Origin of the sequence: Micromonospora sp. WMMD961, from assembly GCF_029626145.1 — a bacterium.
GTDB lineage: Bacteria > Actinomycetota > Actinomycetes > Mycobacteriales > Micromonosporaceae > Micromonospora.
On the sequence record NZ_JARUBJ010000002.1, the window covers coordinates 5,891,820 to 5,914,123 of the forward strand.

37 protein-coding genes, 3 other RNA genes and 1 pseudogene are annotated in these 22,304 nt (G+C 68.2%); 32 read left to right on the forward strand and 9 right to left on the reverse strand.

Features of this window, described 5'->3' with window-relative positions; all coding sequences use genetic code 11:
- Window positions 1-10: 10 nt before the first annotated feature.
- Genes O7614_RS26720 through O7614_RS26730 form a run of 3 tightly spaced genes read right to left on the reverse strand, consistent with a single transcriptional unit; the run spans window position 11 to window position 2,278 of the window.
- Window positions 11-1,690 carry a terminase gene (locus tag O7614_RS26720; RefSeq protein ID WP_278141183.1) on the reverse strand — a complete coding sequence of 560 codons (1,680 nt, stop codon included), beginning with the start codon at window positions 1,688-1,690 and terminating at the stop codon, window positions 11-13.
- Window positions 1,691-1,694: 4 nt separating this feature from the next.
- A complete protein-coding gene (locus O7614_RS26725) occupies window positions 1,695-1,847 on the reverse strand; it encodes a hypothetical protein (protein WP_278141184.1) in 153 nt (50 codons plus the stop codon).
- Window positions 1,847-2,278 (reverse strand): hypothetical protein, encoded by a 432-nt coding sequence (locus O7614_RS26730; RefSeq protein WP_278141185.1) that lies wholly within the window; start codon window positions 2,276-2,278, stop codon window positions 1,847-1,849. Before O7614_RS26730 ends, O7614_RS26725 begins: the two co-directional genes overlap by 1 nt.
- Window positions 2,279-2,324: 46 nt before the next feature.
- Here O7614_RS26730 and O7614_RS26735 point away from each other — a divergent pair, with 46 nt between their 5' ends.
- On the forward strand, window positions 2,325-2,498 hold the full coding sequence (locus tag O7614_RS26735) for a hypothetical protein (RefSeq protein WP_278141186.1): 174 nt from the start codon (window positions 2,325-2,327) through the stop codon (window positions 2,496-2,498).
- Window positions 2,499-2,522: 24 nt separating this feature from the next.
- On the opposite strand, the gene O7614_RS26740 is transcribed toward O7614_RS26735, so the two are convergent.
- Together O7614_RS26740 and O7614_RS26745 are read right to left on the reverse strand one after the other, a co-directional pair.
- A complete protein-coding gene (locus tag O7614_RS26740; RefSeq protein WP_278141187.1) occupies window positions 2,523-2,672 on the reverse strand; it encodes a hypothetical protein in 150 nt (49 codons plus the stop codon).
- The gene (locus O7614_RS26745) at window positions 2,669-2,920 is read right to left on the reverse strand and encodes a hypothetical protein (RefSeq protein ID WP_278141188.1); all 252 of its coding nucleotides are present in this window, start codon (window positions 2,918-2,920) and stop codon (window positions 2,669-2,671) included. The genes O7614_RS26740 and O7614_RS26745 overlap by 4 nt, the downstream gene beginning before the upstream one ends.
- A gap of 97 nt (window positions 2,921-3,017) precedes the next feature.
- On the opposite strand from O7614_RS26745, the gene O7614_RS26750 reads away from it, so the two are divergent.
- Entirely contained in the window at window positions 3,018-3,296 is a 279-nt protein-coding gene (locus O7614_RS26750; protein WP_278141189.1) for a hypothetical protein, read from the forward strand.
- A gap of 123 nt (window positions 3,297-3,419) precedes the next feature.
- On the opposite strand, the gene O7614_RS26755 is transcribed toward O7614_RS26750, so the two are convergent.
- On the reverse strand, window positions 3,420-3,737 hold the full coding sequence (locus tag O7614_RS26755; protein WP_278141190.1) for an HNH endonuclease: 318 nt from the start codon (window positions 3,735-3,737) through the stop codon (window positions 3,420-3,422).
- A gap of 621 nt (window positions 3,738-4,358) precedes the next feature.
- Here O7614_RS26755 and O7614_RS26760 point away from each other — a divergent pair.
- The 30 genes from O7614_RS26760 (at window position 4,359) to O7614_RS26905 (ending at window position 18,077) form a co-directional block, all read left to right on the forward strand.
- A complete protein-coding gene (locus tag O7614_RS26760; RefSeq protein WP_278141191.1) occupies window positions 4,359-4,544 on the forward strand; it encodes a hypothetical protein in 186 nt (61 codons plus the stop codon).
- A 1,167-nt stretch (window positions 4,545-5,711) separates the two neighbouring features.
- Window positions 5,712-6,092: a hypothetical protein gene (locus O7614_RS26765; protein WP_278141192.1), complete on the forward strand. Its 381-nt coding sequence runs from the start codon at window positions 5,712-5,714 to the stop codon at window positions 6,090-6,092.
- Between the two features lie 16 nt (window positions 6,093-6,108).
- Window positions 6,109-6,172, forward strand: an RNA gene (locus O7614_RS26770) — hammerhead ribozyme type II.
- A gap of 15 nt (window positions 6,173-6,187) precedes the next feature.
- Window positions 6,188-6,538: a hypothetical protein gene (locus O7614_RS26775; protein WP_278141193.1), complete on the forward strand. Its 351-nt coding sequence runs from the start codon at window positions 6,188-6,190 to the stop codon at window positions 6,536-6,538.
- Window positions 6,539-6,663: 125 nt separating this feature from the next.
- Window positions 6,664-7,023: a hypothetical protein gene (locus tag O7614_RS26780; RefSeq protein WP_278141194.1), complete on the forward strand. Its 360-nt coding sequence runs from the start codon at window positions 6,664-6,666 to the stop codon at window positions 7,021-7,023.
- An 80-nt stretch (window positions 7,024-7,103) separates the two neighbouring features.
- Entirely contained in the window at window positions 7,104-7,364 is a 261-nt protein-coding gene (locus O7614_RS26785; RefSeq protein WP_278141195.1) for a hypothetical protein, read from the forward strand.
- Between the two features lie 80 nt (window positions 7,365-7,444).
- Window positions 7,445-7,810, forward strand: coding sequence for an FAD-dependent oxidoreductase (locus tag O7614_RS26790; protein ID WP_278141196.1), 366 nt, complete (start codon window positions 7,445-7,447; stop codon window positions 7,808-7,810).
- 80 nt (window positions 7,811-7,890) lie between these two features.
- Window positions 7,891-8,445 (forward strand): hypothetical protein, encoded by a 555-nt coding sequence (locus O7614_RS26795; RefSeq protein ID WP_278141197.1) that lies wholly within the window; start codon window positions 7,891-7,893, stop codon window positions 8,443-8,445.
- A gap of 116 nt (window positions 8,446-8,561) precedes the next feature.
- Window positions 8,562-9,092, forward strand: coding sequence for a hypothetical protein (locus O7614_RS26800; RefSeq protein WP_278141198.1), 531 nt, complete (start codon window positions 8,562-8,564; stop codon window positions 9,090-9,092).
- Window positions 9,093-9,182: 90 nt separating this feature from the next.
- The gene (locus O7614_RS26805; protein ID WP_278141199.1) at window positions 9,183-9,656 is read left to right on the forward strand and encodes a hypothetical protein; all 474 of its coding nucleotides are present in this window, start codon (window positions 9,183-9,185) and stop codon (window positions 9,654-9,656) included.
- A gap of 81 nt (window positions 9,657-9,737) precedes the next feature.
- On the forward strand, window positions 9,738-10,484 hold the full coding sequence (locus O7614_RS26810) for a DUF2786 domain-containing protein (RefSeq protein WP_278141200.1): 747 nt from the start codon (window positions 9,738-9,740) through the stop codon (window positions 10,482-10,484).
- Window positions 10,485-10,571: 87 nt separating this feature from the next.
- Window positions 10,572-11,018 (forward strand): hypothetical protein, encoded by a 447-nt coding sequence (locus O7614_RS26815; RefSeq protein WP_278141201.1) that lies wholly within the window; start codon window positions 10,572-10,574, stop codon window positions 11,016-11,018.
- 10 nt (window positions 11,019-11,028) lie between these two features.
- An RNA gene (locus O7614_RS26820) (hammerhead ribozyme type II) lies at window positions 11,029-11,108 on the forward strand.
- A 15-nt stretch (window positions 11,109-11,123) separates the two neighbouring features.
- Window positions 11,124-11,459 (forward strand): hypothetical protein, encoded by a 336-nt coding sequence (locus O7614_RS26825; RefSeq protein WP_278141202.1) that lies wholly within the window; start codon window positions 11,124-11,126, stop codon window positions 11,457-11,459.
- A complete protein-coding gene (locus O7614_RS26830) occupies window positions 11,456-11,692 on the forward strand; it encodes a hypothetical protein (protein ID WP_278141203.1) in 237 nt (78 codons plus the stop codon). The genes O7614_RS26825 and O7614_RS26830 overlap by 4 nt, the downstream gene beginning before the upstream one ends.
- Entirely contained in the window at window positions 11,689-12,036 is a 348-nt protein-coding gene (locus tag O7614_RS26835) for a hypothetical protein (protein ID WP_278141204.1), read from the forward strand. The genes O7614_RS26830 and O7614_RS26835 overlap by 4 nt, the downstream gene beginning before the upstream one ends.
- Window positions 12,033-12,464 (forward strand): hypothetical protein, encoded by a 432-nt coding sequence (locus O7614_RS26840; RefSeq protein ID WP_278141205.1) that lies wholly within the window; start codon window positions 12,033-12,035, stop codon window positions 12,462-12,464. Before O7614_RS26835 ends, O7614_RS26840 begins: the two co-directional genes overlap by 4 nt.
- 105 nt (window positions 12,465-12,569) lie before the next feature.
- Window positions 12,570-12,824 carry a hypothetical protein gene (locus tag O7614_RS26845; RefSeq protein WP_278141206.1) on the forward strand — a complete coding sequence of 85 codons (255 nt, stop codon included), beginning with the start codon at window positions 12,570-12,572 and terminating at the stop codon, window positions 12,822-12,824.
- Window positions 12,825-12,888: hammerhead ribozyme type II (locus tag O7614_RS26850), an RNA gene on the forward strand. It begins immediately after the preceding gene.
- Between the two features lie 23 nt (window positions 12,889-12,911).
- Window positions 12,912-13,523, forward strand: coding sequence for a hypothetical protein (locus tag O7614_RS26855; protein WP_278141207.1), 612 nt, complete (start codon window positions 12,912-12,914; stop codon window positions 13,521-13,523).
- A 25-nt stretch (window positions 13,524-13,548) separates the two neighbouring features.
- On the forward strand, window positions 13,549-13,980 hold the full coding sequence (locus O7614_RS26860) for a hypothetical protein (protein WP_278141208.1): 432 nt from the start codon (window positions 13,549-13,551) through the stop codon (window positions 13,978-13,980).
- On the forward strand, window positions 13,980-14,540 hold the full coding sequence (locus tag O7614_RS26865) for a hypothetical protein (RefSeq protein ID WP_278141209.1): 561 nt from the start codon (window positions 13,980-13,982) through the stop codon (window positions 14,538-14,540). The genes O7614_RS26860 and O7614_RS26865 overlap by 1 nt, the downstream gene beginning before the upstream one ends.
- 155 nt (window positions 14,541-14,695) lie before the next feature.
- Window positions 14,696-15,085 carry a hypothetical protein gene (locus O7614_RS26870; protein WP_278141210.1) on the forward strand — a complete coding sequence of 130 codons (390 nt, stop codon included), beginning with the start codon at window positions 14,696-14,698 and terminating at the stop codon, window positions 15,083-15,085.
- A gap of 62 nt (window positions 15,086-15,147) precedes the next feature.
- On the forward strand, window positions 15,148-15,567 hold the full coding sequence (locus tag O7614_RS26875; protein ID WP_278141211.1) for a hypothetical protein: 420 nt from the start codon (window positions 15,148-15,150) through the stop codon (window positions 15,565-15,567).
- A 14-nt stretch (window positions 15,568-15,581) separates the two neighbouring features.
- Window positions 15,582-15,827 (forward strand): hypothetical protein, encoded by a 246-nt coding sequence (locus O7614_RS26880; protein ID WP_278141212.1) that lies wholly within the window; start codon window positions 15,582-15,584, stop codon window positions 15,825-15,827.
- On the forward strand, window positions 15,824-16,534 hold the full coding sequence (gene thyX / locus O7614_RS26885) for an FAD-dependent thymidylate synthase (RefSeq protein ID WP_278141213.1): 711 nt from the start codon (window positions 15,824-15,826) through the stop codon (window positions 16,532-16,534). Before O7614_RS26880 ends, thyX begins: the two co-directional genes overlap by 4 nt.
- Window positions 16,531-16,920, forward strand: coding sequence for a hypothetical protein (locus O7614_RS26890; RefSeq protein WP_278141214.1), 390 nt, complete (start codon window positions 16,531-16,533; stop codon window positions 16,918-16,920). The genes thyX and O7614_RS26890 overlap by 4 nt, the downstream gene beginning before the upstream one ends.
- A gap of 109 nt (window positions 16,921-17,029) precedes the next feature.
- Entirely contained in the window at window positions 17,030-17,227 is a 198-nt protein-coding gene (locus tag O7614_RS26895) for a hypothetical protein (protein ID WP_278141215.1), read from the forward strand.
- Window positions 17,224-17,571 (forward strand): hypothetical protein, encoded by a 348-nt coding sequence (locus tag O7614_RS26900; RefSeq protein WP_278141216.1) that lies wholly within the window; start codon window positions 17,224-17,226, stop codon window positions 17,569-17,571. The genes O7614_RS26895 and O7614_RS26900 overlap by 4 nt, the downstream gene beginning before the upstream one ends.
- The gene (locus O7614_RS26905) at window positions 17,568-18,077 is read left to right on the forward strand and encodes a hypothetical protein (protein ID WP_278141217.1); all 510 of its coding nucleotides are present in this window, start codon (window positions 17,568-17,570) and stop codon (window positions 18,075-18,077) included. The genes O7614_RS26900 and O7614_RS26905 overlap by 4 nt, the downstream gene beginning before the upstream one ends.
- Window positions 18,078-18,474: 397 nt before the next feature.
- Here O7614_RS26905 and O7614_RS26910 read toward each other — a convergent pair whose 3' ends face one another.
- The 3 genes and pseudogenes from O7614_RS26910 to O7614_RS26920 form a co-directional block, all read right to left on the reverse strand.
- A complete protein-coding gene (locus O7614_RS26910) occupies window positions 18,475-20,133 on the reverse strand; it encodes a recombinase family protein (protein ID WP_278141218.1) in 1,659 nt (552 codons plus the stop codon).
- A gap of 35 nt (window positions 20,134-20,168) precedes the next feature.
- Window positions 20,169-21,407 (reverse strand): annotated as a pseudogene (locus tag O7614_RS26915) (ComEC/Rec2 family competence protein); the annotation flags it as partial.
- Window positions 21,408-21,436: 29 nt separating this feature from the next.
- Window positions 21,437-22,270, reverse strand: a complete 834-nt coding sequence (locus tag O7614_RS26920; RefSeq protein ID WP_278141219.1) for a ComEA family DNA-binding protein — start codon at window positions 22,268-22,270, stop codon at window positions 21,437-21,439.
- Window positions 22,271-22,304: the final 34 nt, after the last annotated feature.

Below are 22,304 nucleotides of genomic sequence, written 5' to 3' on the forward strand. Positions count from 1 at the left end.
GCAGTATCGGTCAGAGGAAGTAGCCCCGACCGGTCTTGACCTTCTGCTTCTTGCCGCGCGTGCGGAGGTCGTGCATCGCCTCGTGACAGAGCATCAACGCGGCGTAGAGATCGACCTTGCGCTTGCTCTCACGCGACTGCTTCCCGAAGGACACGCCGTAGTTGTTCTCGCGGCGGAAGACGTTGAGCACGTGACGCTTCAGCGATCGGTCGCCGTCGTGCTTGATCCGGCCGTCGAAGATGGCGGTCATCAGCCGCTCGTGTGCGCGGGTGACCCGCTGGAGCGACTGGCGCATGTCCCACCCGATGGCGGAGCGCTCGGACGCCTTGACGCCCAGGCCCTCGCCGTACGCCGCTTCCCACTCCAGGATGAAGCTCTCCCAGAGCGCGACGTCGGCGTACATCGCCCTGACCTTGAACGTGCGGAAGACCTCGTGCACGGCCGAGTCGACCTGGAGGCGATTGACCTCCCAACCGTCGCCGGCAGGGCCGTCTGGCTTCTCCCAGAGCCCGAGCACGAACGCGCTCAGGTCCGACAGCCGCAGCCCGACGAGGGCGGTGCTGTCGTCCGACTTGCCGCCGTCGAAGCCGACCACGATCTCATCGCCGGGGCGGAGCATCAGCTCCTCGTCCCCCAGCGGCTCCCAGTCGCCCGGACCGTAGATCGCGTCCTCGTCGGCCACGACCTGGTTGAGCCACATGCGCCGCGAGCGGGCGATGCTCATCGTCGTGTCGTGGATCGACTGGATGATCGTCTTGACGTTCAGCCAGACCGCGTCGCCCCGGATCTTCGGCAGCACGATGGTCAGTGCTTCTTCGGTCAGCGGCGTCCGCGGGTGCGCCTCGATCGAGTCGTACAGGTAGCCGATGTCAACGGCTTGCAGCTCCTCGCCCGTGGAGCGGGCGCGCTCGCGGCGCTCTACGCCCTTGTCGTACGCCTCGCGCATCCGCTCGCCGACACTGTCCTCACCGGGCAGGTAGGCGTTCGTGATGGCCAGGTAGCGACTGTCCAGTTTGGTCGCGTTGCCGTCGATCGTCTCGTACATCTGGTGGCCGTGGTTGCCGGCGATCCAGTGGTGCGTCTCGTTGAGCAGGGTGAAGGTCGTGCGCTTACCTTCGAGGGCCCGGTAGCTGGAGGTAACGGCCTCCAGTCGGCAGCGCCCACCGTTGGCGCGGATGAGGATCGCACCCTCCTTGACGCGGTACGCCTTACGGAAGGCGTCGCTCATCAGGGAGGGGATCAGGCTCATCGTGTTCGTCGTCTGCGACTGGTTGACCGCCGTCACCTGCACCCACGCCTGCGGGTGCGGGACGCCGACCGGGTTGCCGGCGGCGTCGAAGTGGGAGAACCGCGAGGGGCCGACCATCTCGACGAGGCAGAGCACCGCGAGCAGGGGGTCCTTGCCCCAGCCCTTCATGCGCTGGAGGACGCCCTTGCGGTAGATGAAGACGCCGTGCTCGTCGACCGCGTACCACCAGAGCAGGAAGCGAAGCTGCTCGTTGGTGAACCGCCAGGGCCCACCCTCCTTGGAGAGCAGCCACTCGGCGCACCAGCCGGCGATCTGCCAGCCGAGCGTGCGCTCCGGCAGGAACCAGGAGCCGTCCGGGTTCCTCGCCCAGGTGGGGCCGATGTACGTCGGTTCGAGGGCTTCGATCTCCTCGGCCGTCATCGGCTGCGGCTCGTCGGCCATGCGATCACCTCCCCTCGGGGGTGCCTCCGTTCCGGGGAGGTAGCAGGTCGGGGCTTGGGGTGGTCAGCTTCAGGCGCTCGACCCAGGCGACAAGCTCGTGCTCCTCGGCGGTGAGCTGGCAGCCCTTGCGTCGGCAGCGCCGGCTGCGCCGCGCCATCAGGCAATCCCGAGCGAGCGCTTGTAGTCCTCGATGGCCGTCACGCTGGCCGGCTTCACCTCGGGCTCCGGCTCGCTCAGCTCGATGCGAGCGCGTCGCCGGTCCCCCTCGGTGATAAGCAGATTCCCCAGCGCGGCGTAGATGACCTGCGCCATCTGCGAGCTGCGCTTGAACGACTTCTTGTAGTGGCTCAGGTCGTCGCAGAGCGAGTAGAGGTAAGCCCAGTCGCTCTGCTGGTAGTAGGTGGTCTGGCCGCTGACCTTGACGGCGTCCCACAGCTTGCGGGCGATGGGGTGCCAGTCGCTATCCGCGTGCGGAACCTTCGTCGGCAGCGCCGTGCCCTTGGTGACCTCCTGGACGTCGCCGCCCTTCCGCTCTCGCGGTCGCGCGAGGTCTTCCTCGCGGTTCGGGATCGGGCCTCGACTGCCCATCTGGTCACCTCCCCGAGGTGTCGTAACTGCGCCGTAAGCTGGGCGTATGACTGAAGGCGTTGACCCCGGCCACCACGAGACCCGCGAAGAGATGCATGACCGGCTACGGCGGGAAGACCCGGCGAAGTACGAGGCGATGCAGGCGTTCGCGGGGATGGAGCGCGTCATCGCGGCCTACGAAGCTGAGATCCAGCGGGGCGACTCCCCCGAGGAGGAGTAAGGCGCGGCACGCGGCCGGCAGCTCCTACAGGTACATGCCGTCGCGGTGCTCCCCCGGCACCTGCTCGTCGTCAGGCTCGTCGCTGACCGCCTCGGCCAGCTCGTCCAGGGCTTGCGCCGCGCGCTCGATGGCCAGGCGGAACTGGCCCCACTCGAAGTGGATGGCCAGCCTCACCAGGTCTCCCAGACGATGTGCGGGATGAACCAGACGACGAAGGCGACCAGGACGCCGATGAAGGCGAGCGGGCCCGCGGAGCGCCAGCCCTTGTCGGTGCGCAGCCAGGTGCGGGTGTTCTCGCTGAGGGTGTCCCCCGGCTTCCGCCGGTACAGCGCGATGCCTTCCAGCACCGCGAAGGACACGGCCACCAGGACCAGCCAGACGCGCCAGCAGGCGGCCCAGAACCGGCGGTATGGGTCGTTCACGGGGCGCTCCGTCCCTCGGCTCTGGCCGATAGTTGACTGTGGTCTGTCGGACCTCGCTGGCAAGATCGGCCGTCTGTCCGTACAGAAGTGGGGAACGATGAGCGACCAGCAGTACCCGCCGTATCCGCCGCAGGGCCCGCAAGGCCCGCAGGGCTACCCGCCGCAGGGCCAGTACCCGCCGCCGCCGCAGGGGCAGTACCCGCCGCCCGGCTACGCGCCTCAGCCACCGCAACAGCAGTGGAAGGTCGTCAAGACCGGCGGGGCCCGCCACGGGATGCACGCGATGATCACGCTGTTCACGTGCGGCCTGTGGGCCCCGGTCTGGGTCATCGCCTGGCTGTTCTCCAGGAAGCACAAGGTCGCCGTACCGCGCTGACGCTGTGTGGCCCCTGCCCTGGAGAGGGGGCAGGGCAGGGGCCAGGCGGAGGGAGCGGGCAGGGTATGCGCAGCGCTCGAACCTCCAGCAACGCTCGACGGGGATGGCCACCCGGAGCGCGCCCTACATCAGGCCGGGGTGAACCTCGGTCCTGCGGTACTTCTTGCTGATCCGCCGACGCTTCGCGGCCAGAGCCGCCGCGCCTTCAGCGCCCGACTTCTTGCCGTGATGCCACTCGCAGATCGCGCGGAGGTTGTCATCGCTGTGATCGTCGCCGGATCGGATGTGGTCGACGTCAGCCGCAACCTCGGGGCACCGCTCGCCATAGGTGTTGTTCACCTTGCAGCGGTAGCCGTCTCGCCGCAGGATGCGCGGTCGGATCTTGCTCTCCCAGTCAGGGGGGAGCCGTTCGCGCCGGTCGCTGTTCTGCCAACCTGGCACGCGGCTCCCCCCTCACTGCGCTGAGTGATGGCCCCGACGACGTGTGCTCGGAAGCTGCCGACCCAGGGCCCAGCCTTGAGAGTTGACAGCTATGCAGTATCGCGGCTTACCGGCGAACCGTCATGGCCCCGAAGGGGCCTCTGCGGCTTCGCTTCGTTGACCCCCGGAGGGGGTCTCTACCAGCTTCGCGGCTTAGCTGTTTAACCCTTACACCTATGTATCCCGGTCGGACGAAGGGTTCGGTGTCATCCCCTCCGAGTGAGCCAGGTCACCCTTCGGGTATTAGGCGACGGCGGGATCGAGGGATCGGAGAATCCCCAGGTCAACCGGCATGAAGTGGGCTTCGCCCCGGTCGCTTCGCTGCATCGGCGGTTGGATGAGGTGCCTGCTCAACCGACGCGAAGTGGGCTTCGCCCCGGTGGCGACCGGGGTGAAGTGGGCTTCCGAGCGACACGAAGCCAGCTTCCGAGCGACACGAAGCCAGCTTCGCCCTAACCGTCCTTGAACCGTCAGAGAACCGATCTTCGCTCTCGCTTCGCCCCAACCCCAACCCCTCGCCGGCACGCCGGCAGGAGCCCCCAGGAGGGGGTGGCATCGGCGATCCGATGTTATGCTTGCAGCATGGGTGAACAGATGAGCCGTCAGGACACCGAGCGCGAGTTCGAGAGCATCATGATCCGCAACGAGCTGGTCACCCCGTCTCAGGTTGGCCAGGGCCTCGGCAAGTTCGCGGCGAACGCGCGCCGGCTCCGGCTGGGTGAGATCAGCCGCGAGGAGTTTGATCGGATTATGCACGAGGAGGACTGACCCTTCAGGGGTCCAGCATCCCGCCACTGAGCAGCGCCGTCCCGGCTTCGGGGCGGCGCTTCTTGCTGTCCTGGTCGACCTTGAAACCGTGGCGCGATGGGAGCTGCTATCACGTGGCGGTCCGGCGAGCGAGGCGGAGGGGGTCATACCCCCACCCTTCCCGGCTGTCAAGCGTGAGCGGCACCACGTGGACAGGCTGTGCGCAGTGCTGTATCACGCGACGCGCCCGGTTCCCTCCACTGATCAGGGCAGTGCAGGCAGGGCAGGGTGCCCCCACCTGGCACAACGTGCGGCAGCCATGCTGCAAGGCTGGCACGCGGCCGAACGGCGCAACCCTGCTAGGGCAGGATGGGTCCGCCCATCACAGCGCCGCAGATTGGCTCTCAGCGCGTCATGCCTGGCCACAGCCTCGCGCCACCAAGCAGACATAGACAGCCATGCCCACGCACCAGGCAGCGCACCCACTCTGACCAGCGCAGACAGGCACGCATGTGACCGGCATCACAACAGCTTGCGATACTGCAAGACTGACACTTACTGTTCTCACATCGCACCGGCCACCACGGCGGAGCGGCGGACCGCAGGGCAGTTGAGCGGGACGGCCGGCAGGGATGCCGGGGAGCATCGCTCCCCCACCTGTCAGGGGCCGGTACCCACACGCTCGGCACAGCGGGCCGGATGGCAAGGTTGCAGTATCGGGCCGGATGCACTAGGGTCAGTTCTGCAAGGCAGGGACGGCGGCACCACCGCCGGGGGTACCGGGTTAGAACGGTTCGGCCGCAGCCCAGCAGGCACCCCCCGACGCCAGGCAAACCGGACTTGACAGCCCGGATCGAAACTGCAAGGCTAACACCGCAACACAGCAGGCCGGGACGGGCTGAGGGGTCGACGCGAAACGCGAGGCTCGGAAACGTCGGTGGCTCGTAAGTTGAGAACTACATAGCGGAGATGAAGAACGACGGGAGCACTCTGCCCGGCGGCCGGCGATGCGCTCGATCCGGCCACGGTGCGCAGACTGACTGCCCGTACCCCCTGAAGCGTCCCCTTGATGGCCTCAACCGCCGGAGGGATGGCTTACCAGGCTCACACCTTGGCATGGGGGCGCGGTAAGCACGGCGAACGTCCGTGTGATGCTGCAATACTGACACGACACATGAGGAGTCTGACATGGCCACCACTCGTGACGCTGCCACCATCGCCTTCGACCTGCTCAACCAGGGTGAGGGCGGGACGGTGACCGCGATCGTGGGCCAGCGCGTCCCGACCACCGGGTACGCGGTGGGTCAGCACGGGATCAAGGTCACCGAGACCGGGCCGGACCTGGTGAAGCTCACCGAGGAGTGGGTTGCCAAGGTGCTGCCGGAGGTCGCCTTCCACGGGCTCTACCTGGGCGTGTGGGTACATGAGGGCGTGACGTACCTGGACGTAGTCCGGGTGCACTCGGAGATCACTGCGGCCTTCGCCGACGCGAACAAGCGCGGTGAGCTGGCGATCTATGACCTTGGTGCGGGGCGAACGATCTACCAGGCGGACTACATCCTTGCCTGATACTGCAAGGCTGACAAGCCGAAACGCCCTCCGGGGCGTCGGGTGGGCCGGCATCCCACCCCTGATGATGGCTGCCATAGTGGAAGGTTGACACCATGCGAGTCTTCGGACTGTGGTACGGCGGCAACGGCTACTCCCATGGCGAGATGCCGTTGGATGGGGAGTCCTGGCCGACTCTCGCTGATGCCAAGGCCGACCTCATCGACCGCTACCACTCCGGCTACTGGGACAGCTCGTCCCGTGGCCAGGTGATCGACGTCGATGAGGACGGCGTTACCAGGCTCGGCGAGTCGAGCGGGAGCCTGCGCCCCTGCGTCGACACCGAGACCTCGATCGACCTGTACCCGTCGAGGCGGATCGGGCGCAAGAAGTGGACCGTGGGCGACGAACCATACGCCCGGCTGGTCCTGGGTCCGCGTGGCGGGGTGCGAGTCGAGAGCTACTGACACAGCCGCCCGGCGGGATCACGCGGACAGCGAAGGTCACTGGGCACGTACGCCGAAACCCCCGCGAGGGGGTCGGGAGGTTTGGCATGCCTCCCCTGATGATGGCTGCCGCAACCTTTGGAGTGATGAACATGGATCAGGGCATCAAGGCGCGTTGGACGGCCGCTCTCCGCTCGGGCGACTACGGGCAGACGACCGGCACCCTCCGGCGCGGTGACGACTTCTGCTGCCTCGGCGTGCTCTGCGACATCGCGGTCAAGGATGGCGTGATCGAGGAGCCGACCGCGGGCGAGGTCAGCAACACGTACTGGTACGAGGGGCACAGCGCCGCGCTCCCCCTCGCGGTCGTCGAGTGGTCCGGCATCGTGGAGAACGACCCGACCCCGGAGACCGGAGCGCGGGGAAACCCCTCACTGGCCGAGCTGAACGATGACTACGGGCTGACGTTCCCGCAGATCGCGGACGTCATCGACTACTTCCTGTGACGCCGAAACCCCCGCGAGGGGGTCGGGGGGCTTGGCATGCCTCCCCTGATGATGGCTGCCGATACTGGAAGGTTGACACGATGCGACAGATTCGTGACGCTGCGGTCGCTCTGCTCCTGTTCGCCGGGGGCGCGCTGGTCGGCTACCAGTGGTGCCACGACGGGCAGCGGGTAGCCGAGAGCAAGCCGGCGACGATCACCGTCCCGAGCGTGCCCGACTGCGCCGGGGAGGACGACCCGACCGGCCCGTGCTTCTGGGATGCCGCGACGCGCGGTATCGGCGAGGGCAAGGGCAAGGGCCAGTCCTTCTACGTGGACGCCGAGGGTCGCGTCTACCGCTGAACGCCGAAACCCCTTCGGGGGTCGGGTGGGCTGGCACCCCACTCCTGATGATGGCTGCCGATACGCATGGAGTGATGGTTATGAACGAGGAAGTCAAGGCAGTCTGGCTCACCGAGCTGCGGTCGGGTGAGCGCGAGCAGGGCAAGGACGGCCTGCGGCGAGGCGACGCGTTCTGCTGCCTCGGGGTGCTCTGCGATATCGCGGTCAAGAACGGCGTGATCGCGGAGCCGGAGCGAGTCGGCTACCTGTCGAGCCAAGCGGTCGACTACCGGTACGCGGGGAGCCTGGCCATCCTGCCGACTGCGGTACAGGAGTGGGCAGGGCTGCCTGACGGCAATCCACACCTGGCGGACGACTCGAACGGGGAGCGCTGGCACGCGGCGGGCCTCAACGACAGCGGGATGACGTTCGCGCAGCTCGCGGACCTGATCGAGAACAAGCTGTAGCGCCGAAACCCCCGCGAGGGGGTCGGGGGGCTTGGCATGCCCCTCCTGATGATGGCTGCCGATACTGGAAGGTTGACACGATGACTGCGAGCAGGATCGAGCGGTTCCCGGTCGAGATCGCGGACGGGACGGTCTGGGTCGAGGTCAAGCCGGCCAAGGTCGAGACCTTCGGGTACGGCCCCGAGCGGCGGACTGTCTACCTCGGACGCCTGGAGGTGAGCAGCGACCCGGAACCCGGCTCTGGCGAGCCGTACGGCTACGTCAAGGTTCGGGGGCGGAAGTACCGCATCTGGACTCAGAGCCTTCGCCACGACGCCGCCGGGTGGAGTGACGAGCCGCTGCGCTGGGTGTCCGCGACCGACGAGCTGTACCGGGGCGGCTTCCGTAACGACCGGGACGCGAAGGTCGGCTACGACACCAAGGCGTACGACTCGCTTCGGGAGATCGAGCGCCAGGCGTTGGAGGCGTTCGACAAGGCCCACCCCGGGTGGGAGCGCGAGAGCGAGCGGCTGAAGGTCGCGCGGAAGCTGAGCGCGCAGGAGAACCGGGTAGGCGGCGCGCGGGAGGAGCTGGCGTCGCAGATCCGCATCCGCGACGAGTGGGCGGCGAAGCTCGCCCAGTTCGACCAGGAATAGCGATGTGACGGGCCCTGTCGAGGGGGCGGGGCCCGGCATGCCGAAACGCCGGGAGGCGTCGGGTGGGTTGGCATCCCACCCCTGATGATGGCTGCTGATATTGGAAGGTTGACACGATGACTGACACTGTCCTGCCCGAGGTCGCAGACCTGGAGGACGGCCTCGCCCCGCTATTCGAGGCGATGGGGTGGTCCGAGGACGAGATCCAGGCGGCGCAGCGCAGGCACCCGGACGCGGCCGACCGGATCTACCACAGCTTCATCCTGCTCCAGCCGCAGCATGACCTGCTCATGCGCTCGGAGCTGCTGTACCGGGCGCACTGCCGGGAACTGCTCAATCGGGTGGCGCGCAACGAGGACACGCGACCGGGCACGGCTGCCGAGTGCATCGCCGTGTTGCGAGACACCAGCCTGGTCGGGCCGCTGAACATGGCCGGCACCGGCCTCTACTTCCGCCTGTGGAGGGCCGCTGGGTTGCCGCCGATCAGCGGGGCGACCGACAACATGCACTACGAAGCGCTGGCCGGGTCCGCGATCGACGGAGCAGAAGCGGAGCTGCGCAAGAAGCTGCGCCAGGCCGATCGGTCGAGGCAGTTCTCGGTCCAGGTCTCGTCCGCACTCGGATCGAGCAACGAGCTGGCCGCCTGACACCAACGCCGAAACCTCCCCTCCAGGGAGGTCGGGGGGCTTGGCATGCCCCTCCTGAAGATGGCTGCCGATACTGGAAGGTTGACACGCATGCACCAGATCATCGACGTGATCGAGGCCAGCGCCGACAAGCGGACCTACGGGATCACGCACCGGGGCGTGTTCGTCCACGAGGTGAGCGGCAAGGGTCTGCACAACCGGCAGTACCCGCATCGGGTCCAGGTGTGGGACAACACCGGCCGACCGAATCCCCGCAACGGGGAGCCCGTCCGCTACGGCCAGTACGGGCGGATCGACGGGGGCGACGGGAAGTACCTCGATCCCAACCACAACGCCACCGACGAACCGGTGACCGTACTCCTGTCGGCCGAGTCGATCGCCATCACCAACAACGGCACGAACACCGGGACCTGGGATGGTGGCCAGCCCTTCGGGGCGGCGCTGAAGGTCGGGGAGGCGGTCCGGCTGCGCTACATGGACGGGACGTTGTCCGACCCCTATGTGGTGACGACGCGGCCCCTGGCCGACCCGGTCCTGATCCCCGAGAAGGTGACTGCCGAGTAACAAGCCGAAACCCCTTCGGGGGTCGGGGGGCTTGGCATGCCCCTCCTGATGATGGCTGCCAATACTGGAAGGTTGACACGCATGAGTGAAGCGTCGGAGAAGAAGCTCGCCACGATCCGAGGGCTTCTCGCCAAGGCGGAGGACCCGGCCGCGACGAAGCCGGAGGCCGAGGCGTTCATGGCCAAGGCGACCGAGCTGATGGCGAAGTACGGCGTCGACCGGGCGCTACTCGCCGCGAGCGACCCGACCAGCGACGCGATCGGCGACAAGCGGATCACGGTCCCCGGCCCGTACGCCATGGCCAAGGCCCTGCTCCTGTACTCCATCGCCGAGGCGCTGGGAGTCAAGGGGGCGCGCATCCAGCGGAGGAAGGGCAAGGCGACCGGCGATCAGGTGCTCGTTCTGGTCGGGATGGAGTCGGACCTCGAACGGGTCGAACTGATCTACACGAGCCTGCTGGTCCAGGCGCTCCGGTTCCAGACCTGGGACTACTCGCGCGACCCGCTCGCCTGGGCTCAGCCGAAGAAGTGGAAGCGCGACTACATGGACGGCTTCCGCACGACGGTCGTCCCCCGGATCGAGCAGGCCGAGGCCCGCGCCCGGCAGGAAGCGCAAGAGGCCCCGCAAGGCAGCGGACCCTCGGTGGCGCTGGTCCTGGTGACCAAGGCGGAGCTGGTCTCGCGGGCCTACGAGGAGAAGTTCCCCAACGCTCGCGCTTCAAGCTCCTCGCGGCCGGTCGGGGCCGGCTATGGGGTCGGCATGGACGCCGGCAACCGGGCCGACATCGGCGGGACTCGCATCGCCACCGGCCGCAAGGCCATCAGCTAACCGCGCCGAAACCTCCCACCCAGGGGGGTCGGGGGGCTTGGCATGCCCCTCCTGAAGATGGCTGCCACGACACATGGAGTGATGCGAGTGACCACGACCACCGAGCAGACCGTGACCGCACCGACCGGCCGAGTCGCTAAGCCGGTCACCCTGGAGCGGGCCCGCGAGCTGCTGAAGCAGGCCGTGGAGGCGCGGGGCGAGGGCTTCGTCTACAACCTCAACCCGCTGGACATGTGCTACTACGAGCCGATCGACCAGAGCTGGTTCGGGTTCATCCGGGCCAACGATCCGCGCGCCGAGACCGGCTGCGTGGTGGGCGAGGCCCTAGCCCTGGCCGGCGAGGGGCGGCACCGGAAGTTCCGGGGAAGCGTCAGCTCCCTGGCCGAGGTCTACGGGGACATGCTGGAGCGGGACGCCGTTACCTACCTCCAGAGGGCGCAGCGCGAACAGGACAAGGGCAAGACCTGGGGCGAGGCGCGCGAGGCCGCCGAACTGGTCGCCGAGGAGCTGATTCGTCCGGCTGTCGAGGGCTGATCAGCCCAGAAGCCGAAACGCCGGCCCGTCGAGGGGGTGGGCCGGCGTCGGGCAGGGGTGGCATCCTGCTCCTGAAGATGGCTGCCATGAGAGACAGGACAGAGCATGATCGCTGAGAGGGGCGACACGGTCACCGTCCAGTTCTGGTCGGGGACCTTCACCGTTCGCGGCCGGGACGACGTCACCAACCCGAAGGAAGGCGGCGACTACTACCTGTACCGGCTGACCCACAACGAGAGCGGTCAGCCGTACAGCGTCGGCGACCAGGCCATCACGGGGGTCACGCCCGGCCTGGCCACCACCCTCCGCGAAGCCGAGGAGGCACTACGGGCCGCCGCTGTGGCCGCCGCCGCACACGAGGGCATCATGGCTCACGCCTCGCTGTCGCAGATGCTCGTCGAGGTTCGTGACTTGCTCAAGCAGGTCGAGGAGGAGGCGTGAGCAGTGACCAGACGGGGCTGAATCTGCTGGACAACGACACGCCGAGGGCTCTGACGCTGGCAACGGGGGAAGGCGCGGTATTCCTGGCGCGCAGTGAGATCGAGCGGGGTGTGTTCCTGCTGGCCATGGATGGCCATGAGCGGCGGGCCGAGATGGCGCTCACCCGGGCCGACCTGCTGGTGATCATCGCCCACGCGGCGAAACTGCTGGCCGAGGACGAGGTGAGGTCATGACAAGCTCATACGACAAGTTCGCCGGGCAGGTGGTGGGGATGCTCCGCGAAGTCACGGAGCAGGGGCACGAGATCCGCAACCGTGCCGCGACCCGCGACGGCTGGCGGTACAGGATTGACCTGGTCGGGGTCTGGGGCAACCAGGATCTCGGCTTCGCCCAGCGCCGCGACGAGATCGTGCGCCGGCTGAAGGCCAGTCAGTGGTACCGCGAAGCCGGCGAGGGTAGCGAGCTTCACCAGGTGGTCGAGGAGCTGGAGGACGCGCAGTCCCCCGACGCCTTCGACGACCCGTGGGACGTGCTCTACGACTACGCGGACATGGACCGAGTATGGATCGAGCGATGACCGAGGGCCAGGTGATCGAGACCGAACACGGCGCGGCGCTGGTGCTCTACGACCAGTTCGGCGACCCGACCAACTCGGGATGGTTCCTGCGGTACAGCAACGGCCAGCAGGCCAACCTGGACGAGATCCTGTCGACCACCGACCCGACCGACGAAGAGGGCGCAGTCGACGAGGCCAAGGCGTTCCTGGCCCGGGAGGGCATCCGTGTTATCGAGCCCGAACCGAAGGCCGGCGAGCTGCTGCACACCTTCGAGTGGTCCGTGGAGTCCAGGCAGCCGGGCGGCCCCTGGCAGAGCTACGGCTTCGATCGAGGCGGAACGGTCACCAGGGATGCGGCCAAGGCAGAGCGCGCCGTCGCCGCACTGAAGGAGCAGGGCTACCAGGTGCGGATGATCGAGCGCGAGACGATCGTCCGGGCGCTGGTGTAGGAAGCGAGCGGTAGTAGGGAGCGGGGTCCGGCGATTCGGCCGGGCCCCTCCCTTGACATCGATACTGCAAGGCTGACATAGTGATCAACGAACGAGGAGCACGACATGCCGGTTTGGCTGGACGAGATCAATTTGACGCACGCGCCCGAGATCGTGGACGGCGACTTCGGGCCCCGCCGGAACGCCTTCGTAGAGGCGATCAAGGCGAGCGAGTGGTACGAGATCCACGGCGAGGGCAGCACGCTTCACTGGTACGTCCGCGAGATCGAGGACGCGCAGGTCATCAGCGACTTCGCTCTCTACATGGAGGGCGTCTACAACGTCGCCGACGAAGACCGGGTCTGGATCAAGACGCTCTGATGCCGAAACGCCCTCCGGGGCGTCCGAGGGGGTGGCATCCCCTCGCTGAAGATGGCTGCCAAGATCCAATACTGGAAGGCTGACACGATGGCTAAACCGAGCGCCGCACAGAAGCGCGAGCTGCTGGACGCGATCAGCATGGGCGGCATCATCCGGCCCAACGTTCACCCCCGCACGCTGGCCGTGATGGAGCGGGAGGGCTGGGTCGAGGAGCGCGCGACCAGCGGCTTCTACAAGCACGCGATGTTCGTGACCCTCGCCGGCCGCGAGGCCGTGGGCATGCTGCCCGAGGGCGACAAGCCCGAGGTGACCCCCGCTGGCGAAGTGATCGTCTACCGCATCGAGGACCGGGACGGACGCGGGCCCTACAACAACTACCCGATGGACTTCAAGCGGAACAAGATCATCCGCGAGCTGTGCAAGATCCACGCTTCGCCGACCACGCACCCCGCCGGGCAACTGGACGGGATCACCTCGGACAACGGCTTCACCGTCGACCACTACTTCGGCTTCATCAACAAGGCGAGCCTGGCCCGCTGGTTCACCGGCTGGGGGGAGCGCCTGACCGAGGCCGGCTTCTACGTCTCGACCTTCGCCGCCCGCAGCGAGGACATCCTCCACGGCCGCAAGCAGATCGCCTTCGCCAAGGGGCGGGCCAGATACCTCGGCACCTCCCCCGTCGCCGACTACATCGCCTGATCAACGCAAGGAGAACCGAAACACCATGAAGCCGCAGTGCGTGGTTACCAACAGCAAGGGCGAGCAGTGCGTCAACGAGGGCAAGGGGGGTTTGGGCCTCTGCTCGACGCACCTCTACCGGTTCAAGCGGTACAACGACGTCATGGCGGACGTCCCGATCCGCAAGTACACCCTGACCAAGCCGCGCAGCGCCGCCCAGTACGACGGGGACACCGAGCTGGACCGGATCTGGGCCCGCGTCCGCAAGACCGAGGAGCACTGGATCTGGACCGGGTCCTTCGCCCGAGGCGTGCCGCAGGCGCAGCACGAGGGCTGGAACAAGCCGGTCCGCCGGGTCTTCTGGGAGCTGGCCAACGGTCCCCTCGCCGAGGGTGAGCGCGTCACCGTCAACTGCGGCGAGGACGCCTGCGTGCGTCTCTCGCACATCGTGGTCAAGCAGCCGGCGGTGATCGCCTGATGGCCCGTCCGCTGGTTGGCTTGCTCGGCCGCAGTCGGGCCGGCAAGGACACCGTTGGTGCACGGCTCGTCGAGCGACACGGCTACGTCCGGTACGCCTTCGGCGACAACGTCCGCAGGCTAGCCCTGGCGATCGATCCGCTGGTGGATGTCTCGTTCGATGGGGAACGGCTGGGCGAGCTGGTCAACGCCTGCGGCTGGGAGAGCGCGAAGCAGTTCCCCGAGGTGCGTCGCTTCCTCCAGCGCCTCGCCACGGAGGCGGTCCGCGAGATCGACCCGTACTTCTGGATTCGGCCCGTCATGGACGACGTCGAGGCCGACATCCGCGGTGTCGTCATCACCGACGTCCGGTTCCACAACGAGGCCGAGGCGATCCGGCGCGCTGGCGGTCTGCTGGTGCGAGTGATCCGCCCCGACCTTCCCCCGGACCCGCACGTCAGCGAGAACGAGTTGCTGGACCGGGCTACCGACTACGAGATCCGCAACGATGCGGGTCTCGACTTCCTGACCGGCCAGACGGACTGGCTGGCGGGACTGATCAGCAGGAGGTTCGGCAAGTGAAGCGAGTTCTTACCCTGGTGGCCGTGGCCACCCTGGCGACCGCCGGCCTGGTGGCCTGCGCCGACGACTGCGACTGATGCCAGCCTTGCAGTTTCAGGGCTGATACTGTAACGTTGACATCGACGCCGGGACTCCGGCAAGAGAGGAGGTGCGCGGTGGCTCAGATCGCAATCGCCCAGCTCAGCACGTGGGACGAGCTGCACGATCTGCCCGTTGGGTCCATCGTCCGCGACGCCGAGGGTGACGAGTTCACCAAGGCCAAGGACGGGCGGTTCAAGGGGATCGGCGGACTGGACTTCTCCGCCTTCAGCCTCGCGGTCTTCGCCCCGGTGGCGGTGCTCAACCCGGAGATCCTGGACCCGAGCCGCTTCCGACAGGGGGACGAGGTCGAGGTGGTGCGGCAGTTCTTCTGGGGCATCCGGCTCGGCGAGCGGGGCGAGGTCGTCGGCGTGGAGCCGGGCATCAACCGCAAGCTGGTCAGGGTGCGCCTCCACAAGGGCGGGCTGCACTTCTACTTCACGAACTACGAGATCACGCACGTCTGATACTGCAAGGCTGGCAGGGCTCGGCGTGGGGCTGGGCCCTGCCAGCGACGAGGAGGTAGCGAGTGCGGATCACTCCGCGCAAGGACGAGGTACAGCGCCTCGTCTCGATCCTGACCAGCGACGACTACGACAACCCGGAGCAGATGGCCAAGGCCCTGCTGAAGGAGTCGGCCGACATCCTCTGGATGCGCGACTGGTACGCGCTGGGCAGCAAGTTGAGCGAGGACTCCCCGCACTGGCTCCCCTTCGGACCGTTCGCCTCCGAGAGCGAAGCCCTCCAGACCTTCAAGAAGGTCGGGTTCGGCGGTGCCGCTCGGACGGTGAAGCTCTACAGCCCCGGTCGCCTCCTCGCCTTCAACGAGGGCAAGGACTGGCCGGGCTACTGCAAGACCTGCAAGCACGACCAGGTCTGGCACCTGCAAGACGGCAGCGCGCGTGGTGGGTGCGTGAGCTGCGAGGACTGCCTCAAGTTCAAGAAGTAAGTGGGGGATCAGAGATGGGCAAGACAACGATCGATTGGAGCTGGTGCCCGCAGTGCGGGAAGCGCGGCTTCCATGACGAACACGACGCCGACAAGGCCCTCGGCAGAGCGCAGGCCAAGCGGGACAGGACGTTCGAGAAGGCCCCGAGCCGGCGCGGCATGGTCCGCGAGAGCCGCGCCTACGAGTGCCCGGACGGCCTGTTCCACCTGACCAGCGAGAGCAAGCAGACCTTCTACAGGGTGATGGGGGTGGCGGCGTGACCGACGCAGTGACTTACCGGTCGGACGTGACGGTCCGGCTCGACGACTGGATGGGCGACGACGCCAAGGTGATCCGCATGGCCAAGGCCAGCATCAAGCGGACCGGCGGCGACATGGACTCAGCGGCCCGCGAGGGCTTCATCAACTTCCTGGCCCGCGAGCGCCACGGAGTGCCGTTCGAGCACGCTTACGGCACCTTCTACATCGAGGCCCCGCTCCGGGTCCTGCGGCAGATGGCCAAGCACCGGCACACCTCGATCAGCGAGTGGTCCGGGCGGTACTCCGTGCTGGAGCCGGTTTTCTTCCTGGCCGACCGGGACCGGCACCTGGTGCAGGCGGGCAAGCCGGGCGCGTACCGGTTCCAGCCGGGCAGCGCCGACCAGTGGTTGACGTACGTCTGGCAGACCACCGCCGCGAGCGAGTACGCCTGGCGGAGCTACCAGGCCATGCTGAACGCCGGCATCGCCCGGGAGTTGGCCCGTGACGTGCTCGGGGTGGGCATCTACACCTCGGCATACGTCACGCTCAACGCGCGGGCCATGATGCACTTCCTCAGCCTCCGCACCAGCGGCCGGGACTACGCGACGCTGACCAGCCACCCGCAGGCGGAGATCGAGCTAGTGGCGGACGGCATCGAGGCGCACCTCGCCGCGAAGCTGCCGGCCGTACACGCCGCCTTCGAGAAGTACGGGCGGGTGGCCCCGTGATCCACAACGACCCGTACTACCAGGACCGCTCCTGGGTTGTCGAGGGGGCGGCCGTGGCCGAGTACAGCAACGGCTACAACGGCAGCGTCGCGCTGACCACCATCGAGCGCCTGACCAAGACCCAGATCGTCCTGGCCAACGGCCGGCGATACAACCGTGGGTCGCTGCGGCTGGTCGGCAACTACTACGGGGCCGAACTCCTGCCGGCCAAGCACCGCTCGGTGTTGGACGTTCTCGCGCAGACCGCCTTCCGCAACCTGGCTCAGCGGGTCTGGTCGCTGGACAAGAGCTTCCGGGGCGACCGGGACGCGGCGCTGGCGAACATCCGCCGGATCGAGGAGATGGCGGCCGAGGCGCGAAACAACATCGAGGAGCTGGCGCAGTGATCATCCTCTACGGGGTCTTCCTCGTGGCCATCGGCCTCGTCTTCGACCTGCCGGTCATCGTTGCCGCCGGCCTGTTCTGGCTGGGCTTCGGCGTTGGGGAGCGGCGCTGATGATCGCCGTCTTCATCGTCAGCCTGCACTGGAACAAGCTCAACCGACGCGACGAGGTCCGCGCCTACATCGGCGAGCCCAACCTCAAGGCCGCCTTGCGCGGCATCCGCAGCACGCACACCTACGACCCGCCCGACATCAAGATCGAGCTGGTCGCGGGCATCCCCATCGACGTTACCGGGAGTTACGAGCAGTGAGCACCGAGAGCAACGAGCAGCCGATCTTCCCGCCGCTCGGCGACATCCTGATCGTCGGATGGCTCAAGGAAGCCGCCGAGTACCCGCAGTTCGGGGAGCGTGACGTCTTCTCCGCGAACGTCGTCTACGCCCTCCAGGGCCGGCGAGCCCGAAACATCTACGTCACGGACAAGGCCCTGGCCCACCCGAACATGGATCGGCTGATCCCCGAGCTGGACCGCATCGCCCGCTTCTCCGGCGGCGAGATCCGGCACGTCAGCCTCTACTGGGAGGACCAGCAGAAGGCCCTGAGCGATCAGGCCGCCGCGATACTGCAACCTGAACACGTCGAGGTGGCGGCGTGAGCGGCGAGACGGTCTTGAAGGACATCCTCGGCCAAGTCATCGAGCCGGGCGACCAGGTCATCTACCCGCAGATGTCCGGGCGGTCGGTGCAGATGGTGTTGGGCAAGCTCGTCTCCTACAACGGCAAGACGGCGAGCATCGAGCGGGCCCGCGGCTCGCGCTGGGACTCCAGCTACCAGCGCTCCCGGTACCGAGACAAACGGACTGGCAAGGGCATCGACCCGTACGCCAGCGACAAGCACTGGGAGATCCGGTCCCACTACGTCTTCACCCACAAGGAGACCGGAGAGGTGGTCTCCGAGGAGGAGATGGACCGCCGGTACCCCTACGCCATGAACGAGCCGTACTACTCGGCGCGGAACAGGGCCGCCCACGAGGGTCGCAGGCAGCACGAGTCGCGCTACGTCCCTGGCGTGCTGAAGGACTACGTCGAGGAGTACCGCGACGCGCCGAAGCCCGTGACCATCCAGAACGTCCGCAACATCGTGAAGGTCGTGGCCCAGTGATCGCCCAGCTCTTGCGCCTGTTGGTCATCGCTACCGCCTACGTCGTCCTCGCCAGCGTGGCGCTGGTAGCCGCCGCTTACTGGGTCCTCTGGCTCGTGGCCAACGGATACGCCTGACGGAACAGCCCCGAGGCTGGTTCACCGCGAGGTGGCCGGTCTCGGGGCTTCGTCGTCCACCCCCAGAGCAAGGAGTTCCGTCGCAGTGCCGTCCGTCCGGGAGAAGACCGAGGATGAGCTTGATCAGGAGTGGATCGAGCGCCAACTCGCCCGCGTGCCTCCGCCCACGTGGGAACAGTGGGCCGCAGCCAACGCCGCACTCGGCGTCAGGGTCCAACGCCAGCAGCCCAACGCATGACGAAGCCCCCCAGCATCGCTGGGGGGCTTCTTGCGTTCTGCGGTCAGAGCCAGACTGGCTCGATCAGGTCGCGGTTGAAGGCCCACGGCCGAACCATCTTCCGGCTCCGCTCGCTCCAGACCGGCTCGATCGGCATGATGATCACTGCGCGAAGGTAGCGGGACAGGAACGCTGACTTCTCCGCCACGGGGGCGGAGTCCCATCGGTGCCGCACATCTTCCGCCACCGTCCGGCTGATCGCGCTCCTCTCCGTGGCAGCGTTCGCGGCCACCAGCTCCTCGCGCTCTCGGGCGAGATCCTGCCGCATGGTGAAGTAGTCCGAGGACGGCACCTTCTTGGCCTTCCAGCCCGAGTACAGGTCGGCTAGCAGCTCGTCGATCTCCGCGAGTCGGGCTGTGTCAACAGGGTCCGGGTCCTGTGGCGTCTGCCCCGCAGCCGCCATGAGCCGATCGTGATGCTGGAATACCAGTTTGGTAATCAGCTCGTCGACCTTGCCCATGTGGCGCGTGTTGCCTCCACAGCCGCCATCAAGCCGGGACTCGCACTTATACCGCCAGTAGCCCTGGTCGCCCTTGACGGTCGTCCGCCCGCCCGACATATTCGGGTGCCCAGGGCACCTGCCGCAGCGGACGAGGCCGGTCAGCAGATACTTCCTTCGGCCGCCCTCGTCGTAGCTGCCCGCCGGAGTGGACGCCTTGCCGATCTTCGCAACAAGATCCTCCCACTCCTCGCGGTCGATGATCTTCTCCCACTTCCCGACGACCTCGGTGCCGTCCGCCCTCTTCACGATCTCCCAGCGATCGTGGACGGCTCCGGTCTCCTTCACCTCTCTCACCTGCCGACTGCGGAACCCGCAGAGGCGCGGGTTGCGCAGCATCGACATGAACGGCGACCATCGCCAGGTATTGCCGTGCGGGGTGAGGATGCCCCGGTCCTGCCAGTCGGCCATGATGCCGGTGGGCTTGACGCCCCCACGGATCTTCATGACTGCCGTGCGGATCTCGCTCGCTTCGGCCGGCTCTAGCGTGAGTTTGTCGGCCTTCCACCCGAAGGGCCGCTGCGACCCGACTGGCACGCCCTCCTCGGCTAGCTCCCGGTGCTTCCGCTTGGTCCTGCGGGAGGTGTCGGCGCTCGCCTTGTTGGCCATCGCCACCATCACGCGAGCCATCGCCCGACCGTTGTCACTGTTCAGGTCGAGTGAGCCGGTGACGCCCTCGAAGCGCCGGCCAACGAACTCGGCCAGCTCGATCGCGTCCTCCAGGTCCCGGGGGTCGCGGGCCAGTCGGTCGATGTCGTGCACAGCCGCAGCCTTCTGCTCTCCAGAGCGGAGCGACGACAGCATGGCCTGCCAGCGAGGCCGAATCACTCGCCAGACGAAGTACCGATTCCCTTCGCCGTCCGTGAGGGGAATCCGCTTCTTGCGGAACGCGCTGGTGTCGTTCTCCTCATAGATCACTACTCCGGCAGCGCCCCTATGCAGGACGTGCCGGATAGTGTCGACCGCTTGACGGCGCACGCCCTTCAGGTCTTCGGCCTTGTCGTCGGAGATGCGTAGATAGATCGCAACCCATAGGCCGCGAAGCGTCTGCACCGGCAGTGGGTACAGCTCAACGCCCAGTTGAGCGCGGGCTTCGTCGCCAGAGATGGCGATGCCGTCCAGGGATTCGCCAGGGGTGGCGAGCAGTTGCGCCAGGTCAGTCACGCTACGATCCTACCTGTTGTCCGGTCCAGCATGTAGAGTAGGCTGACCGTGCCGGAGATCCCGGCGACGACCGGACCGCAGGCCAGTTGCGCCGCCGCCGGCACGGCCAGCGCCTCGGCCAGCCCCGCCGGTACGCCGCGTCGACGCAAGCCGTCCCGCCAGCGTGGCGCGAGCAGCAACAGGCCGCCGGTGGCCAGCACGGAGAGCGCGAACCCGGGATCACCGGCCAACTCCGGGTCGACCAGCACCAGCACGGTGACGGCGGCGGCAAGCGCGGGCAGCGCGGCTCGGGGCCGACCGGCGGCCAGCGCCGCGAGGCCGATCGCTCCCATCGTCGCGGCCCGTACGACGCTCGGCGACGGGCGGACCAGGATGACGAAGCCCACCAGCGCGACCCCACACAGCCCGACGGCGAGCCACGGGCCAGCGCGTGCCCAGCGGGCCAGCAACAACACCGCCCCTACGACAATCGCGACATTACTCCCCGAAACGGCATTGAGGTGCGTCATTCCGGTGGCCTGGAAATCCGCCTCGACGGCGGGCGGCAACCGGCTGGTGTCCCCCACCACCAGCCCGGGGAGCAGCCCACCCGGGTCGTCGGGCAGCGGGGCGCAGGCTCGTTGCAGGCCGGCCCGTAGCGACCCGGCGGCCCGCTGCGCCCAGGACGACACACCGTGCCGCTCCGGCGGCCCGTTGGTGCTGAGCACGGCTGCGGTGAGGTCGCCACCGCGCGGAAGGCCGAGCCGGCCGTCGGCGCTGAGGCGCTGCCCGGGCAGCAGGCCCCGCCAGGCCGGGTCGGTCGCCAGGACGAGCACCCGTACCGACGCCTGGATCCGCCGGCCGTCCGGGCCGGTGAGCCGGACCGACTCCGTCGACACCAACAGCAGGCCCGGCCGCCCGGCGCCGCGGATCGGACGCGGATCGTCGCGGACAACCAGGTCGGCGGTGACCGACGCGCGCTGCTCGGCGAGGGCGCGGATCGGTGGCGCGTCCCGAACGGCGAGCCGGGACGCGGTGGCCGCCGCGCCGCAGACCACGCCAAGGCCGACCGCGACGACGATCCAGCCGTGACGGCGGAAGGCGGCCCGGGGCCGACCGAGGCGGCCGAGTAGGTGCAGGGTGCTCACCGCCGTCGCGCCGGCTGCCGCACCGGCGACCACCACCAGGGGACGGGCGCCGAGGTGAAGGCCGGCGAGCGCGGTGAGCCAGGTGGCCACCGCCAGGCCGGCCAGCCGCAGATCCGGCGGGGAGGTGGGGGTTTGCCCGACGCCCACGCCGCTAGACGCCCCCGGACCAGCGCCACTCACACCGTCACCAGATCCTTGAGCTGCTCGTACCGGGCATCGCCGATCCCGTCGACCTGGCGCAGGTCGCCGACGGCCTTGAACCCGCCGTGCTGGTCGCGGTGACTGAGGATCCGCTGGGCGAGCACCGGCCCGACCCCGGGCAGCGCGTCGAGCTGGGCCAACGTGGCGGTGTTGAGGTTCAGCGGACCGGCGGGCGTTGCCGCCCCGCCGGCCGCCGGGCCGACCGCGGCCGGCGCAGGCGTCACCCCGACCACGATCAACTCGCCGTCGGTGACCTTGCGAGCGGGGTTGAGCAGCGCCACGTCGACCTCGGGCAACGCGCCGCCGGCCGCCTGCACGGCGTCGGCGAGCCGGGACCCGGCCGGTAGCCGTACCAACCCGGGCTTGCGGACCTTGCCCGCGACCGCCACCACCAGCTCACCGGAGCCGGACGGGCCGGGGTCGGCCGCCGGAGCGGCCGACGCGGCCTCGCTGACCGGCGGTACGACCGGTTCCGACTGCGGCCGGGACCGCCAGGCCCAGCCGGCGGCCGCCAGCACCACCACCGCGGCGACAACCGCCAACGCCCGTACGCCGCGTCGCCCCGGGTCGAACGCCCCCGGGCCGACCAGTCGCGACTCCGACTCGGCCGGGAGCCCATCAGACGCCGGCTCCGCGAGCGACCCGGCCGCCCGGGATGGCAGCACGCCAACCGGGGGTACGCCCGTCGGCGCGGCACCACCCACGGGTAGGCCGCCGAGCGGTGCCCCGGGCCGGGGCGGCGGCACGACAGCCGCCTCCGTCAGCCGGCGCAGACGCTGGCGTACCTCTGTCTCCTCGTCGTGCGACACAGGGCGACGCTAGGGCGGCGGACACCGCAGCGCG

What these genes read in the sequence shown, in the direction of transcription:
- O7614_RS26880 (WP_278141212.1), top strand. Translation starts at nt 15,582, where the DNA reads ATGGGCAAGACAACGATCGATTGGAGCTGGTGCCCGCAGTGCGGGAAG.
- O7614_RS26760 (WP_278141191.1), top strand. Translation starts at nt 4,359, where the DNA reads ATGGGTGAACAGATGAGCCGTCAGGACACCGAGCGCGAGTTCGAGAGC.
- O7614_RS26720 (WP_278141183.1), bottom strand. Translation starts at nt 1,690, where the DNA reads ATGGCCGACGAGCCGCAGCCGATGACGGCCGAGGAGATCGAAGCCCTC.
- O7614_RS26775 (WP_278141193.1), top strand. Translation starts at nt 6,188, where the DNA reads ATGCGAGTCTTCGGACTGTGGTACGGCGGCAACGGCTACTCCCATGGC.
- O7614_RS26785 (WP_278141195.1), top strand. Translation starts at nt 7,104, where the DNA reads ATGCGACAGATTCGTGACGCTGCGGTCGCTCTGCTCCTGTTCGCCGGG.
- O7614_RS26795 (WP_278141197.1), top strand. Translation starts at nt 7,891, where the DNA reads ATGACTGCGAGCAGGATCGAGCGGTTCCCGGTCGAGATCGCGGACGGG.
- O7614_RS26855 (WP_278141207.1), top strand. Translation starts at nt 12,912, where the DNA reads ATGGCTAAACCGAGCGCCGCACAGAAGCGCGAGCTGCTGGACGCGATC.
- O7614_RS26790 (WP_278141196.1), top strand. Translation starts at nt 7,445, where the DNA reads ATGAACGAGGAAGTCAAGGCAGTCTGGCTCACCGAGCTGCGGTCGGGT.
- O7614_RS26810 (WP_278141200.1), top strand. Translation starts at nt 9,738, where the DNA reads ATGAGTGAAGCGTCGGAGAAGAAGCTCGCCACGATCCGAGGGCTTCTC.
- O7614_RS26860 (WP_278141208.1), top strand. Translation starts at nt 13,549, where the DNA reads ATGAAGCCGCAGTGCGTGGTTACCAACAGCAAGGGCGAGCAGTGCGTC.
- O7614_RS26805 (WP_278141199.1), top strand. Translation starts at nt 9,183, where the DNA reads ATGCACCAGATCATCGACGTGATCGAGGCCAGCGCCGACAAGCGGACC.
- O7614_RS26780 (WP_278141194.1), top strand. Translation starts at nt 6,664, where the DNA reads ATGAACATGGATCAGGGCATCAAGGCGCGTTGGACGGCCGCTCTCCGC.
- O7614_RS26835 (WP_278141204.1), top strand. Translation starts at nt 11,689, where the DNA reads ATGACAAGCTCATACGACAAGTTCGCCGGGCAGGTGGTGGGGATGCTC.
- O7614_RS26800 (WP_278141198.1), top strand. Translation starts at nt 8,562, where the DNA reads ATGACTGACACTGTCCTGCCCGAGGTCGCAGACCTGGAGGACGGCCTC.
- O7614_RS26765 (WP_278141192.1), top strand. Translation starts at nt 5,712, where the DNA reads ATGGCCACCACTCGTGACGCTGCCACCATCGCCTTCGACCTGCTCAAC.
- O7614_RS26845 (WP_278141206.1), top strand. Translation starts at nt 12,570, where the DNA reads ATGCCGGTTTGGCTGGACGAGATCAATTTGACGCACGCGCCCGAGATC.
- O7614_RS26895 (WP_278141215.1), top strand. Translation starts at nt 17,030, where the DNA reads ATGATCGCCGTCTTCATCGTCAGCCTGCACTGGAACAAGCTCAACCGA.
- O7614_RS26750 (WP_278141189.1), top strand. Translation starts at nt 3,018, where the DNA reads ATGAGCGACCAGCAGTACCCGCCGTATCCGCCGCAGGGCCCGCAAGGC.
- O7614_RS26735 (WP_278141186.1), top strand. Translation starts at nt 2,325, where the DNA reads ATGACTGAAGGCGTTGACCCCGGCCACCACGAGACCCGCGAAGAGATG.
- O7614_RS26725 (WP_278141184.1), bottom strand. Translation starts at nt 1,847, where the DNA reads ATGGCGCGGCGCAGCCGGCGCTGCCGACGCAAGGGCTGCCAGCTCACC.
- O7614_RS26865 (WP_278141209.1), top strand. Translation starts at nt 13,980, where the DNA reads ATGGCCCGTCCGCTGGTTGGCTTGCTCGGCCGCAGTCGGGCCGGCAAG.
- O7614_RS26825 (WP_278141202.1), top strand. Translation starts at nt 11,124, where the DNA reads ATGATCGCTGAGAGGGGCGACACGGTCACCGTCCAGTTCTGGTCGGGG.
- O7614_RS26730 (WP_278141185.1), bottom strand. Translation starts at nt 2,278, where the DNA reads ATGGGCAGTCGAGGCCCGATCCCGAACCGCGAGGAAGACCTCGCGCGA.
- O7614_RS26840 (WP_278141205.1), top strand. Translation starts at nt 12,033, where the DNA reads ATGACCGAGGGCCAGGTGATCGAGACCGAACACGGCGCGGCGCTGGTG.